The organism is Arthrobacter sp. ZGTC212, assembly GCF_002929255.1.
Lineage (GTDB): Bacteria > Actinomycetota > Actinomycetes > Actinomycetales > Micrococcaceae > Arthrobacter_B > Arthrobacter_B sunyaminii.
In genome coordinates this window covers 622,448-635,412 of the sequence record NZ_PJIJ01000003.1, presented here as the reverse complement: position 1 = coordinate 635,412, position 12,965 = coordinate 622,448, and the positions used below count along the sequence as shown (strand labels likewise).

General features: G+C 66.1%; 12 protein-coding genes. 2 read left to right on the top strand and 10 right to left on the bottom strand.

The features are described from left to right. Nucleotides 1–23: 23 nt before the first annotated feature. The 7 genes from CXQ89_RS15065 to CXQ89_RS15035 form a co-directional block, all read right to left on the bottom strand. The gene (locus CXQ89_RS15065; protein WP_104161824.1) at nt 24–821 is read right to left on the bottom strand and encodes a CoA ester lyase; all 798 of its coding nucleotides are present in this window, start codon (nt 819–821) and stop codon (nt 24–26) included. Between the two features lie 46 nt (nt 822–867). Then, complete coding sequence (locus tag CXQ89_RS15060) at nt 868–1,404, bottom strand: MaoC family dehydratase (protein WP_181032382.1); 537 nt, start codon at nt 1,402–1,404, stop codon at nt 868–870. Then, nucleotides 1,394–2,035, bottom strand: a complete 642-nt coding sequence (locus CXQ89_RS15055) for a CoA transferase subunit B (protein WP_104161823.1) — start codon at nt 2,033–2,035, stop codon at nt 1,394–1,396. Before CXQ89_RS15055 ends, CXQ89_RS15060 begins: the two co-directional genes overlap by 11 nt. Before the next feature lies 1 nt (nt 2,036). Further along, entirely contained in the window at nt 2,037–2,816 is a 780-nt protein-coding gene (locus CXQ89_RS15050) for a CoA transferase subunit A (protein WP_104161822.1), read from the bottom strand. A gap of 68 nt (nt 2,817–2,884) precedes the next feature. Continuing rightward, on the bottom strand, nt 2,885–4,060 hold the full coding sequence (locus CXQ89_RS15045) for an acyl-CoA dehydrogenase family protein (protein WP_104161821.1): 1,176 nt from the start codon (nt 4,058–4,060) through the stop codon (nt 2,885–2,887). Next, nucleotides 4,053–6,203, bottom strand: coding sequence for a biotin carboxylase N-terminal domain-containing protein (locus CXQ89_RS15040; protein ID WP_258060121.1), 2,151 nt, complete (start codon nt 6,201–6,203; stop codon nt 4,053–4,055). The genes CXQ89_RS15045 and CXQ89_RS15040 overlap by 8 nt, the downstream gene beginning before the upstream one ends. A 7-nt stretch (nt 6,204–6,210) precedes the next feature. Further along, the gene (locus tag CXQ89_RS15035; RefSeq protein WP_104161819.1) at nt 6,211–7,815 is read right to left on the bottom strand and encodes a carboxyl transferase domain-containing protein; all 1,605 of its coding nucleotides are present in this window, start codon (nt 7,813–7,815) and stop codon (nt 6,211–6,213) included. A 159-nt stretch (nt 7,816–7,974) separates the two neighbouring features. Here CXQ89_RS15035 and CXQ89_RS15030 point away from each other — a divergent pair, with 159 nt between their 5' ends. Both CXQ89_RS15030 and CXQ89_RS15025 read left to right on the top strand, forming a co-directional pair. Then, complete coding sequence (locus CXQ89_RS15030) at nt 7,975–8,631, top strand: TetR/AcrR family transcriptional regulator (RefSeq protein WP_104055358.1); 657 nt, start codon at nt 7,975–7,977, stop codon at nt 8,629–8,631. A 37-nt stretch (nt 8,632–8,668) separates the two neighbouring features. Beyond that, nucleotides 8,669–9,136, top strand: coding sequence for a GNAT family N-acetyltransferase (locus CXQ89_RS15025; RefSeq protein WP_104055357.1), 468 nt, complete (start codon nt 8,669–8,671; stop codon nt 9,134–9,136). 73 nt (nt 9,137–9,209) lie between these two features. Here CXQ89_RS15025 and CXQ89_RS15020 read toward each other — a convergent pair whose 3' ends face one another. The 3 genes from CXQ89_RS15020 to pdhA are packed head-to-tail and all read right to left on the bottom strand — an operon-like array spanning nt 9,210 to nt 12,909. Further along, on the bottom strand, nt 9,210–10,697 hold the full coding sequence (locus CXQ89_RS15020) for a dihydrolipoamide acetyltransferase family protein (RefSeq protein WP_104161818.1): 1,488 nt from the start codon (nt 10,695–10,697) through the stop codon (nt 9,210–9,212). Further along, nucleotides 10,694–11,731, bottom strand: coding sequence for an alpha-ketoacid dehydrogenase subunit beta (locus CXQ89_RS15015; protein ID WP_104055355.1), 1,038 nt, complete (start codon nt 11,729–11,731; stop codon nt 10,694–10,696). The genes CXQ89_RS15020 and CXQ89_RS15015 overlap by 4 nt, the downstream gene beginning before the upstream one ends. Beyond that, on the bottom strand, nt 11,728–12,909 hold the full coding sequence (gene pdhA / locus CXQ89_RS15010; RefSeq protein WP_104161817.1) for a pyruvate dehydrogenase (acetyl-transferring) E1 component subunit alpha: 1,182 nt from the start codon (nt 12,907–12,909) through the stop codon (nt 11,728–11,730). The genes CXQ89_RS15015 and pdhA overlap by 4 nt, the downstream gene beginning before the upstream one ends. Nucleotides 12,910–12,965 lie beyond the last annotated feature (56 nt).

Genomic DNA, 12,965 nt, shown 5'->3' with positions numbered 1-12,965 from the left:
AGCCGGCGAAGGTGGGGACAGGATCAGCGGCCGGCCCGGTCCAGGGTCTGGCGTGCCTGCTTCAGCAACGGGCCGTCGATCATCTCGCCGCGAAAGTTAAAGACTCCTCCGTGGTTAGCGGCTTCGGCAATCACATCCGCGGCATAAGCCACCTCGTCTGCGGACGGCGCATAGGCAGACCGGACCGCCGCCACCTGCCCGGGATGGATGCAGGCCTTCGCAGCGAATCCGGAAGCCACGGCGTCGCGCGCTTCCACTTCCAGTCCCTGAGTGTCCCCAATGTTGCCGTAGATCGAGTCGATGGCACCCTTGCCGAACGCGCCGGCTGCCAGCAGCACGGCAGCGCGGGCGTGCAGGGCAACACCGCGATAGGTGCCGTCCGGACCGCGGCTGGAGTCACCGCCCAGGGAGGCCATCAGGTCCTCGGCACCCCACATCAGAGCGGCAACACAGGAAAGCTGGGCAATCTCCGGCGCCCGAACCACGCCCAGGGCGGTTTCCAGCAGCGCGACGACGGTGAAGTCGGCGAGCGCCTCGCCCATGGCGGAAGCGTCTTCGGATTTGGCGACCATCAGGGTCCGGTACGGAGTCTGGCGCACAGCCGCCAGGTCCTTTTCGAAGTCTTCGGTGCCCACGGGATTGACGCGCACCATGGTGGTGGCCGGATCGAGGGTGGAGGCGATGAGGTTCCGGCGGGCGGCGTCCTTGTCTGCGGGTGCGACGGCGTCTTCCAGATCCAGGATCACGGCATCTGCCCGGTCGGCCGCCTTGGCGAACCGTTCCGGCCGGTCCGCCGGGCAGAAAAGCAGTGCAGGTCCCATGGGGAATGTAGTCACGCGGAGATCTCCTTGAGTTTGGTTCGTTGCTTCAACCTATCTCAGCGCCCGTTCCGGCGGCCCGGGTCCATACCAGGGCGGTCCGGGTACACCGTCCCACCACCTCGCCGTCCTGGTTCCTGCCCGTGTGGGCCAGGGTGACAATCCCCTGCCCCGGCCGGGAACCGGAGAGCCGCTTGTCCAGTACCTCGGTTTCCGTATACAGGGTGTCCCCGTGGAACAGCGGATGCGGGAAGCTGATATCCCCCAGTCCCAGCTGCGCCACGAGAGTGCCCTGGGTCAGCTGCCCCACGGACTGTCCCACCATGGTGGCCAGGGTAAACATGGAGTTCACGAGCCGCTGTCCAAACGGCTGGTCCGCACTGTAGGCAGCGTCCAGGTGCAGTCCCTGGGCGTTCATGGTCAGGGTGGTGAACAGGACGTTGTCCGCCTCGGTGACGGTGCGGCCCGGCCGGTGCCGGTACACCGTGCCCGGCTCGAACTCCTCAAACCAAAGACCGCGCTGCTCCACGACACGCGGTGCCCTGGCCAGCTCTTCGGTGCCGGCGTCCGGTTCCTCATACGTCAAGGCGAACCTCCAGAGGTGCACCGGTGGCGGCAAGGACTTCGTCCACGCTCACTCCGGGTGCGGTTTCGCGCAGTATCAGTCCCTCCGTGCCCACCTCGATGACGGCGAGGTCGGTGACGATCAGGTTCACGCAGGCTCGGCCGGTCAGCGGCAGGGAGCATTCAGAGACGATTTTCGGCTTGCCGCTGCGGTCCGTATGGTCCATCATCACGATCAGCCGCTTGGCGCCGAACACCAGATCCATGGCGCCGCCCATGCCCTTGACCATCTTGCCGGGAATCATCCAGTTGGCAAGGTCTCCGTTGGCAGCCACTTCCATGGCTCCCAGCACGGCCACATCCACGTGCCCGCCGCGGACCATGCCAAACGAGGCCGCGGAATCGAAGAACGAGGCACCGGCGTTCACCGTCACGGTTTCCTTGCCGGCGTTGATCAGGTCCGGGTTCAGGTCTTCTTCCAGCGGATAGGGCCCGACGCCGAGCACACCGTTTTCGGAGTGCAGCACCACTTCCACTCCCTCGGGAATGTAGTTGGGGATGAGGGTGGGCATGCCGATGCCGAGGTTGACGTACTGTCCGTTTTCCAGTTCGCGGGCCACCCGGGCGGCCAGTTCTTCACGGGTCAGGGCCATGTCAGGCCTCCTTCGGGGAAGTTGAGGCAGCTGCCGGGGTCACGGTGCGTTTTTCAATGCGTTTTTCTCCCGGCCCCACCTCCACCACGCGCTGGACAAAGATTCCGGGAACGTGGACGGATGCAGGGTCCAGTTCTCCGGGTTCCACCAGTTCTTCAACTTCGGCGATGGTGATCTGCCCGGCCATGGCGCAGAGCGGGTTGAAGTTCATGGCGGTGGCAGAGAACACCAGGTTTCCGTGCCGGTCCCCCTTCCAGGCATGGACCAGGGCGTAGTCCGGAGTGAGGGATTCTTCCAGCACAAACGGAGCGTCCCGGAAGGTGCGCACCTCCTTGGGCTCCGATGCCTGCAGAACCGCGCCGTCGGCGTCGTACCGCTGCGGCAAACCGCCCTCGCTCACCTGCGTGCCCACTCCGGCGCTGGTGTAGAAGGCGGGAATTCCGGCGCCGCCGGCCCGCAGCTTTTCGGCCAGGGTGCCCTGCGGTGTCAGAACGACTTCCAGCTCCCCGGCCAAAAACTGGCGGGCGAACTCCTTGTTCTCTCCGACGTAGGAACTCACCGTGCGGCGGATGCGGTGATCGGCGAGGAGCCGGCCCAGACCCCAGTCATCCACGCCGCAGTTGTTGCTCACCGTTTCCAGGTCGGTGGCCCCCTGATCATGCAGGGCGTCGATCAGCGCCACGGGGATCCCGCACAGCCCAAAGCCTCCCACAGCCAGCGACGCGCCGTCGGGGATATCTGCCACGGCTTCGGCGGCCGTGGCTATCACCTTGTCAATCATGAATTTGTCCGTTCGTTAATCGTCCTTGACCAACCTGACCTGCACCCCACCGGAGTGTTCCGCCTATCCTAGAGCCCCAGTTCGCGGGCAATGAGCATCAACTGGACCTCTGTGGTGCCCTCGCCGACTTCCAGGATCTTGGAATCGCGGTAATGCCGGGCCACACGGTACTCGTTGATGAAGCCGTAGCCGCCGAAAATCTGCGTGGCGTCGCGGGCGTTGTCCATGGCCGCCTCACCGGCAACCAGCTTGGCCATGGCAGCCTGGGTCTTGAACGGCTTGCCGGCCAGCATCCGCGCCGCTGCGTCATAGTAGGCCAGACGGGCGGTGTGGGCGCGGGTCTGCATGCGGGCGATCTTGAAGGAAATAGCCTGGTTGGTGCCGATGGCGGCGCCGAACTGCTCCCGCTCCCTGGCGTAGCGCAGGGACTCCTCCACGCAGCCCTGTGCCGCTCCCGTGGCCAGGGCGGCGATGGCGATGCGCCCTTCATCGAGGATCTGCAGGAAATTCGCATAACCGCGTCCCTCGGCGCCCAGCAGGTTTGCTTCCGGGACGCGCACGTTCTCCAGCGTCAGCGGATGGGTGTCCGAGGCGTTCCAGCCGACCTTGTTATAGGCCTTTTCCGCGGTGAATCCCGGCGTGTCAGTGGGGACCATGATGGTGGAGATCTGCTTCTTGACCCGGGTTCCGCCCTGCCCGTCCGGGACTTCGGAGGTGCCGGTGACGGCAGTGACGGTGACCAGGCGCGTGACGTCGGTGCCGGAGTTGGTGATGAACTGCTTGCTTCCGTTGATCACCCATTCTCCGTTGTCCCGGTAAGCCTTGGTCCGGGTGCCGCCGGCATCGGAGCCGGCTTCGGACTCCGTCAGGCCAAAGCCGGCGAGCGCTTCACCGGAGGCCAGCATGGGCAGCCACTGCTGCTTCTGCTCCTCGGTGCCGAACCGGTAGACGGGCATGGCGCCCAGGGAAACGCCGGCCTCCAGGGTGATGGCCACCGACTGGTCCACCCGGGCCAGCTGCTCCAGCGCCAGGGCGAGGGCAAAGTAGTCGCCGCCCATGCCGCCGTATTGCTCCGGGAACGGCAGGCCGAACAACCCCATCTCGCCCATCTGCGCCACCACCTTGTAGGGGAAGCTGTGTTCCTCGTCGTGCTGGGCGGAGACGGGGGCCACCACGTTATCCGCGAAGTCACGGACCATGTCCACCAGGTCCTGGTAATCCTCACTCAGTTCAAAATCAGGCATGTCCTGCTCCTTCGAGCGGTTCGGCGGTCCCGGCGGCGGAAGCTGCGGCCGGGGATGCTGGGGATGCTGGGGATGCTGCGGGTTCTTCAGGTGCTGCGGGTTCTCCGGGTTCAGCAGGTTCAGGATCGGGCGTTACCACGGCCAGCACCTGGTCGGCCTTGACCAGGTCTCCGGGGCGCAGGTTGAGGGAGACAACGCCGCCTGCCGGAGCAACAAGCTGGTGCTCCATCTTCATCGCTTCCACGCTGAGCAGCGGCTGGCCGGCGGTGACCCTGTCGCCGTCGGCCACTGCCACGGCCACCACGGTGCCGGGCATCGGCGAGCGCAGCACCGGATCGGCGGCGCCTTCGGCCCTGCCGGCCGACGCCCGGTCCGCAGCCAGCAGTTCAGTCCGGGTCCTGCGCCGCAGGGGCGCGGCGTAACCGGCATCGGCGGTCCACAGGGTCGGCGTTGCACCGTCCTCGCCGGGAAGAGAGGCCAGCATCAGCGGATACATGACGCCGTTCAGCGTCACCAGGGCATGGTGCCCGTCCCGGCGCAGCGAGGCCCGCCGCTCGGGTCCGCCGTTGACGGTGACCGCAGCATCGGAGGCATTGCCGCGGAGGATGACGACGTCGTCGGGCAGCTCGGGATCCGCCGCGGCGAACACGAGGGTCAGCGGTGCCCGCACCCCCAGCCGCCAGCCGTCGGCCCGCCCCCAGGGAGACGGTCCCGCCGCGAGTTCCTCCGCCGTCGCCAGTGCTGCGGCAGCCAGTTCAGCCTCGCCGGGCCGGCGGAAATCCAGGTCCGGAAGCTTGCGCTCGATCATGGTGGTATCCAGGCGCCCGGCCCGCACGTCCGGGTCATTAATCAGCAGGCGCAGGTATTCAATATTGGTGCCGATGCCAAGGATCATTGTCTCGGCCAGCGCCGCGTCCAGCCGGCGCAGCGCGGTGTCCCGGTCCGGGCCCCAGGCGATGATCTTCGCCAGCATCGGGTCATAGCTGGAAGACACCGTCAGACCGGGAAGCAGGGAGGAGTCCACCCGGATTCCCTCCCCCGAGGGCTCCTGCAGGATGTGCACCTGTCCGGAGGTGGGCAGGAAGTCCCGGGCCGGGTTTTCCGCGTAGACACGGGCCTCAACGGCGTGTCCGTGCAGGCGGACGTCGCCCTGGTCCAGGTCCAGCTTTTCTCCGGCGGCAATGCGCACCTGCCATTCCACCAGGTCCAGTCCGGTGACCATTTCCGTGACCGGATGCTCCACCTGCAGCCGGGTGTTCATCTCCATGAAGAAGAACTCACCCGGTGAGGCATCGGAGACCAGGAATTCCACTGTGCCGGCGCCGGTGTAGTCCACGGACCGGGCGGCGTCACAGGCCGCTTCGCCGATGCGGGCACGCGTCGCCTCATCCAGCAGGACCGACGGTGCCTCCTCAATGACCTTCTGGTGCCGGCGCTGCAGCGAGCACTCCCGCTCCCCCAGATGAATGACGTTGCCATGCGTGTCCGCCAGGATCTGGACCTCGATGTGCCGGGGCACCGCGATCAGCCGTTCCAGAAAGAGGGTGTCATCGCCGAAGGCCGAAGCCGCCACGCGGCGTGCGGTGGGCAGCACAGCGGGGAGCTGCTCCGTCCGCTCCACCACGTGCATGCCCTTGCCGCCCCCGCCGGCGGAGGGCTTGATCAGCAGCGGGAACCCCACCCCTGCCGCTGCCGCGATGAGCTGCTCATCGGTCAGTCCGGGCTCGGCGATGCCGGGAACCACGGGAACCCCGTGGGAGGAGACATGGTTCTTGGACCGGATCTTGTCCCCCATCAGCTCCAGGGCCTTTACCCCGGGGCCGATGAACACGATTCCCGCCTCCTCCAGCGCGCGGGCGAAATCCAGGGACTCGCTGAGGAACCCGTAGCCGGGATGGACCGCCTGCGCGCCGGCGGCACGGCAGGCGGCCAGGACGGCCTCCACGTTGAGGTAGCTCTCACGCGGTGCGGCCGGACCCAGCCGCACCGCAACGTCGGCCTCCCGCACGTGCCGGGCGCCGGCGTCGTCGTCGCTGTAAACGGCAGCGGAACGAATGCCCATCCGCCTCAGGGTGGCGATGATGCGGCAGGCAATTTCGCCGCGGTTGGCTACCAGGACGGTGTCAAAGCGCTGTTCAGTCATTAGTGGCTCACATCCGGAAGAGGCCGAAGGAGGTCTCCGGCAGCGGGGCGTTGGCGCAGACGTCCAGGGCCAGGCCCAGGACGGTGCGGGTGTCCGCCGGGTCGATGACGCCGTCATCCCACAGCCGGGCCGTGGAGTAGTACGGGCTGCCCTGGGTTTCGTAGGTGTCGCGGATGGGTGCCTTGAATGCTTCTTCGGCGTCCGCGGCCCATTCCTCGCCGCGGGCTTCAAGCTGGTCGCGCTTGACGGTGGCCAGGACCGCAGAGGCCTGTGCTCCGCCCATGACCGAGATGCGGGCGGCGGGCCACATCCACAAAAAGCGCGGTGAGTAGGCGCGGCCGCACATCGAGTAGTTGCCGGCGCCGAAGGAGCCGCCCACAATCACGGTGAGCTTGGGAACCCGGGCGGTGGCGACGGCGGTGACCATTTTGGCGCCGTTCTTGGCAATGCCGCCGGCCTCGTAGTCCCGGCCCACCATGAAGCCGGAGATGTTCTGCAGGAAGATCAGCGGGATGCCGCGCTGGTCGCACAGCTCTATGAAGTGCGCGCCCTTGAGTGCGGATTCGGAGAACAGGACCCCGTTGTTGGCCACGATGCCCACACGGTGTCCGTGCAGCCGGGCAAAACCGGTGACAAGGGTGGCTCCGTACTCCTTCTTGAACTCGGAGAACTCACTGCCGTCCACCAGGCGGGCGATCAGTTCCCGCACGTCATAGGGGGTCTGCAGGTCAGCGGGCACCGCCCCGTAGATCTCCTCTTCGGAGTACGACGGCGGCCGGGTCGGCAGGATTTCCCAGGCCGGGGTTTGTTCGGGCAGGGTTTCCACGATGGTGCGCACGATTTCCAGTGCGTGGGCGTCATTGTCGGCCAGATGATCGGTCACGCCGCTGATACGCGAGTGCAGGTCTCCGCCGCCAAGTTCTTCAGCGGTGACGATTTCGCCGATGGCTGCCTTCACCAGGGGCGGCCCGCCGAGGAAGATGGTGCCCTGGTTGCGCACGATCACGGTTTCATCGCTCATGGCCGGGACGTAGGCCCCGCCGGCGGTGCAGGAACCCAGCACCGCGGAAATCTGCGGGATCTTCCGGGCGGACATCTGTGCCTGATTGAAGAAGATCCGGCCAAAATGCTCCCGGTCCGGGAAAACGTCGTCCTGCTTGGGCAGGAACGCACCGCCGGAATCCACCAGGTAGATGCACGGCAACCGGTTCTCCAGCGCAATCTCCTGGGCCCGCAGGTGCTTCTTGACCGTCATCGGATAGTACGTGCCGCCTTTGACGGTGGCGTCATTGGACAGCACCATCACGTGGCGGCCCTGCACGAGGCCGATCCCTGCAATCAGGCCTGCCCCCGGGCACTCGTCGTCGTACATGCCGTTGGCTGCCAGCGGCGAAATCTCCAGGAACGGGCTCCCTTCATCCAGCAGCCGGTCCACGCGTTCACGCGGCAGCAGCTTCCCGCGTGCCGCATGGCGTTCCCTGGAGCGAACCGGTCCGCCCAGAGCAGCCTGCGCCAGCCGTTTGCGAAGGTCCTCGGCAAGTTCCGCCTGGGCAACGGCGTTTGTCGAGTAGTCGGGTGAGGCGGGATCCAGCCGGGTTGCAAGGGTCTCCATTGACGTCTCTCTGCTTGGTGCGGGCAGCTGTTCGGCACATGTGCCGGAAGCTCCATCGCCAGTTAATGACGGCTAACTCAAATCAGGTTATTGGTTATTAACTCAGCTGTCCACCACAATGGAAGCTGTTTGTGAATCGAATCTGCCGGAAAGGTTGGCATGAACGCAGCCAAAGAAGGAACAACCCCAGCAGCTCCTTCGAAACACGGAAAACCTGTGTCCGCCGCCCGAACCACCGGACGCAGCCTCGCCAAGGCATCCCGCAGGGCAGCCATGCTTGAGGCCGCTGCCTCGCTTTTCGCTGAACGCGGCTACAACGGAGTTTCCATTGAAGAACTCGGTGCAGCCGCCGGTGTCAGCGGTCCGGCCGTGTACCGGCATTTCAGCGGCAAACCCGCTGTTCTGTCCGCCTTGCTCGTGGGAGTGAGCGAGGACCTCCTGGAGGGCGGGAAAGCTGTCATGGCCGAGTCCGCCACCGCTGAAGCGGCATTGCGGGGACTGGTGGAATTCCAGGTGGACTTCGCCCTGCGACAGGCCAACGTGATCCGGGTCCAGGACCGGGACCTCAACAGCCTGCCCGCCGAGGATGAACGCACGGTGCGGTCCCTCCAGCGCCAGTACGTGGAGGTGTGGGTTGATGCACTGTCCGCCCTGCACCCCGACTGCGGCCTTCCGCTGCTGCGGCACCGGGCCCAGGCGGTCTTCGGACTGATCAACTCCACCTCGCATACCCTGCACGACAAGATGAAGCCCCGGGAGACGCTGCGGCTTCGTTCACTCCTCGAAACAATGGCTTGGGCCGCCCTGAATGCCTAGTAGTCTGATTCAAACCCCTCGAGCAGAAAGACCTGCTGTGATTGAGCTTCGTGCCGTAGTTCCCGCCGACCTGGATGAATTCTTCTCCCATCAGCTGGACCCAAGTGCAAACCATATGGCAGCGTTCGCCGCCAAGAATCCGTCGGACCGCGGTGTGTTTGACCACCACTGGCAGACCATCCTGAACGATCCCAGCGTGACAGTCCGCACCATCGTGGCCGACGGTGACGTGGTTGGCGGCATCATGGCCTACCGCGACGGCGGCGTCCCGGAGATCAGCTATTGGATTGACACCGACCGCTGGGGCCAGGGCATCACCACCAAGGCCGTTGGGCAGTTCCTCGAGGAATTCTCGGAGCGGCCCATCCGGGCCCGGGCTGTTGCGGACAACGCCGGCTCCATCGCCATCCTGGAAAAATACGGCTTCACCGTGGTGGGCGAGGCCCAGGGTTTCTCCAATGCCCGCGGCGCCGTGGTGCGCGAACTCGAGCTCGAACTGCGCTAGCCGCACCGGCAACAACCAAACAGAAACCCGCAGCCCCTGCCAGGGGGCTGCGGGTTTCTGCTGTCCTGCGGAGCTACATCAGCGCAAGCGCCATCGCCGGTTCCTCCAGCACCGCTCCCACATCGCTCAGGAAGCGGGCACCCTGTTCGCCGTCCACCAGCCGGTGGTCAAAGGACAGGCTGAGGGTCATGACCTGGCGCACTGCGAGCGCGCCGTCATGCACCCAGGGCTGCTGGCGGACGGCGCCCAGCGCCAAAATGCCTGCCTCCCCGGGATTGAGGATGGGTGTACCGGCATCAATGCCGAAAACCCCCACATTGGAAATCGAGAACGTTCCGCCGGAAAGGTCCGCCGGCGTCGTTTTGCCGGCCCTCGCGGTCTGCGCCAGCGTTCCCAGTGCAGCGGCCAGCTCACGCAGCCCCAGCGCCTGGGCGTCCTTGATGTTGGGAACCATCAGTCCGCGCGGCGTGGCCGCCGCGATCCCGAGGTTCACGTACCGGTACTGCACGATGTCGCGGGCAGCCTCATCCCACCGCGAATTCAGCGACGGATGCCGCTGAAGCGCCAGGCACACGGCTTTTGCCGCCAGTGTCAACGGGGTCAGCTTGACGCCCTCAAACGTCTTCTGCCCGCGAAGCCGTGCCAGCAGCTCCATCGACTCGGTGACATCAACGGTCAGGAAGACGGTCACATGCGGAGCGGTGAAGGCACTGGCAACCATGGCCGCAGCAGTGTGTTTGCGCATCCCGGCAATGGGAATCCGTTCCTCGCGTACGCCGGATGTTCCGGCCCCGGGCGCCGGACCCGGGTCAGCGGACGACGGCGGCAGCAGCCGGGCGCCAACGTTCGGCTGGGTCGCATCCCCCAGCACATCGGCTACATCGGCTGCGTTTTCTTCCGCCGCACGGGTGACGTCGGAGCGGACGATCAGACCGTGGGGACCCGTTCCGCTGATGTCCGCCAGGTCAATCCCCAGGTCCCGGGCGAGTTTGCGCACCGGAGGGGTGGACCTCGGACGTTCAGCTGTCGGTGACACTGAAGACTCTGCCACGACGTCCGGCTCCGCTGCGCCGGCGTTCGGCGAAGCGGGCGCTGGCGCGGGTGCTGAAGCAGCAGCCGCAGGAGCCTGCGCCTGGCCGTCAGTCAGCCAGCGCCGGCGGGCCGGCCTGCCGGTCCTTTCGGGCACGGCGCCGTAACCCACGAGGTTGGGCGTACGCTTTTGCGGTTCCTCCGGGGAGAACGTCGCAGGAGCAGTGCCCTCGGCTGTTGCGCCGGACGCACCGGCCCTGCCGCCTGCATCGCCTCCGTTGCCCGTATCGGTTCCGGCTACCTCGAAGGACACAATGGGTGCGCCCACCTCCACCACGGTGCCGGCCTGTTCATGCAGCTGGGCAACCCTTCCGGCATAGGGTGAGGGCAGTTCCACCACGGCCTTGGCGGTTTCGACGTCGGCAATGACCTGATTCAGGGTGACGATGTCGCCCACGGCCACGTGCCAGCTGACGATTTCAGACTCGGTGAGGCCTTCGCCCAAATCCGGCAGCAAAAATTCCTTGATCACAGACCGGCCCCTTCCAGTGCGGGAGCGGCGGCAGCACCGAACGGACTCTGCGAGTTTGGACGGCGCATGGCGCGGTCCACGCCGTCCAGAATCCGGTCCAGGTCCGGCAGATGGTGGTGCTCCAGCTTGGAGGACGGGTACGGAACATCGAAGCCGGTGACCCGCACGGGAGCGTGTTCAAGATAGTCGAAGCACCGCTCGGTAATGCTGGCGGAGATCTCCGCACCCACGCCGCCGGACTGGCCGGCCTCATGGGTGATGACAAGGCGCCCGGTTTTGCGGACGGATGCCTCCACCGTGGCGAAGTCCACCGGCGACAGCGACCTCAGGTCGATGACCTCCACGGAAACGCCCTCGTCCGAGGCTGCCACCGCCGCGTCGACAGCGGTCATGACCAGCGGACCGTAGGTCACCAGGGTGACGTCGGTGCCCTGGGCAACAACGCGTGCCGATCCCAGCGGCATTGCGCCGTCGAGCGTCTCATTGACTTCGCCCTTGACGTGGTACCGGCGCTTGGGTTCGAAGTACAGCACCGGATCATTCGAGGCGATGGCCTGCTGGATCATGGTGTAGGCGTCCTGGGGGTTGGACACGCTGACAACGCGCAGGCCCGAGGTGTGGGTGAAATAGGCTTCCGGGGATTCCGAGTGGTGTTCGGGCGAACCGATGCCGCCGCCAAACGGCACCCGGATGGTCAGCGGCATGTTGACCGTTCCGCGGCTGCGGTAGTGCATCTTGGCCACCTGGCAGACAATCTGGTCGAAGGCCGGATAGATGAACCCGTCAAACTGGATTTCCACCACCGGGCGGTAGCCGCGGAATGCCAGTCCGACGGCGGTTCCCATGATCCCGGATTCCGCCAGCGGTGTGTCGATCACCCGCTGTCCGCCGAAATCCTTCTTGAGCCCGTCGGTGATACGGAAGACTCCGCCCAGGGTGCCAATGTCTTCACCCATCAGGACCACCTTGGGATCGGCATCCATGGCGGCGCGCAGGCCGGCATTGATGGCCCGGCCAAATGTCATGGTGCTCATGCTGATTCTCCGTTCGCTCCGGCGTGCCCCGCCGGGGTGCCGCCGTCCCCCTCCGCGCCGTACAGGGCGAGGTAGCGTTCGTAGTCCGCCCGCTGGGTTTCCAGCCAGGAGTTGGGCTCGGCGTAAACGTGGGCAAAGATGTCCAGCGCCGGAGGCGCGGGCATGTTGATGCAGGAGCTGCGCAGTTCGGCGGCGACGGCATCAGCCGTGGCGGCCACAGAGGCCGCGAAATCGTCGGTGAAGTGACCATCGGCCCGCAGCAGCGCTTCGATCCGGCTGATGGGATCTTTGGCACGCCATTCCTCCAGTTCGGCGGCGTCACGGTACCGGGTGGGGTCGTCGGCGGTGGTATGCGGACCCATCCGGTAAGTCACGGCTTCGATGAAGCTGGGGCCGCCGCCGGTGCGTGCCCGGTCCAGGGCTTCACGGGTCACCGCCATAACGGCAAGGACATCGTTGCCGTCCACCCGGACGGAGGGAATCCCGAAACCCGGAGCACGATTGGCGATAGGAACCTGTGCCTGCAGCCCCACCGGCTCGGAGATGGCCCACTGGTTGTTGGAGCAGAAGAAAACGACGGGCGTGTGGAAACTGGCCGCGAAGACCATAGCCTCGTTCACGTCTCCCTGGCTGGTGGCGCCGTCACCGAAATAGGTGATGACGGCGTCGTCCGTTCCGTCCGCAACCACGCCCATGCCGTAACCGGCGGCATGCAGTGCCTGCGCACCGATGATCACCTGGGTGGGAGCCATGTTGACGCTGAAGGGATCCCAGCCGGCGGCGGCATTGCCGCGCCAGACACGCATGAGGGATTCCGGGTCCACGCCGCGGCACCAGGCAACGCCGTTTTCACGGTAGCTGCCAAACACGAAGTCGCTGGGGCGAAGGGTGCGTGCGGAGCCAATCTGGGCGGCTTCCTGGCCGAGCAGCGGCGGCCAGAGCCCCAGCTGGCCCTGGCGCTGGAGCGCTGTGGCCTCCGTGTCGATCCGGCGGATGACGACCATGTCCTCATAGAGGCTGCGCAGCTGATCGGCGTCGACATCGGAAACCCAGTGGTCGTACGGGGAGGGTGTCCGGGAGCCGTCGGGGCGAACCAGCTGGACGTAGGGGCCGGCCGCGGTGGCGCCGGCATCATGTGGGGGACGAACAGGAGTATGCAGAGACACGTCGGTACGCATCCTTCCGTGTTGGGCCCCAGGGGTGGCGGGACCGAACCGATGCCCGGGCGACGTTG

Excerpts from the sequence above, each read along its gene's own strand:
- CXQ89_RS15065 (WP_104161824.1), bottom strand. The coding sequence starts at position 821 with ATGGGACCTGCACTGCTTTTCTGCCCGGCGGACCGGCCGGAACGGTTC.
- CXQ89_RS15055 (WP_104161823.1), bottom strand. The coding sequence starts at position 2,035 with ATGGCCCTGACCCGTGAAGAACTGGCCGCCCGGGTGGCCCGCGAACTG.
- CXQ89_RS15050 (WP_104161822.1), bottom strand. The coding sequence starts at position 2,816 with ATGATTGACAAGGTGATAGCCACGGCCGCCGAAGCCGTGGCAGATATC.
- CXQ89_RS15045 (WP_104161821.1), bottom strand. The coding sequence starts at position 4,060 with ATGCCTGATTTTGAACTGAGTGAGGATTACCAGGACCTGGTGGACATG.
- CXQ89_RS15040 (WP_258060121.1), bottom strand. The coding sequence starts at position 6,203 with ATGACTGAACAGCGCTTTGACACCGTCCTGGTAGCCAACCGCGGCGAA.
- CXQ89_RS15035 (WP_104161819.1), bottom strand. The coding sequence starts at position 7,815 with ATGGAGACCCTTGCAACCCGGCTGGATCCCGCCTCACCCGACTACTCG.
- CXQ89_RS15030 (WP_104055358.1), top strand. The coding sequence starts at position 7,975 with ATGAACGCAGCCAAAGAAGGAACAACCCCAGCAGCTCCTTCGAAACAC.
- CXQ89_RS15015 (WP_104055355.1), bottom strand. The coding sequence starts at position 11,731 with ATGAGCACCATGACATTTGGCCGGGCCATCAATGCCGGCCTGCGCGCC.
- pdhA (WP_104161817.1), bottom strand. The coding sequence starts at position 12,909 with ATGCGTACCGACGTGTCTCTGCATACTCCTGTTCGTCCCCCACATGAT.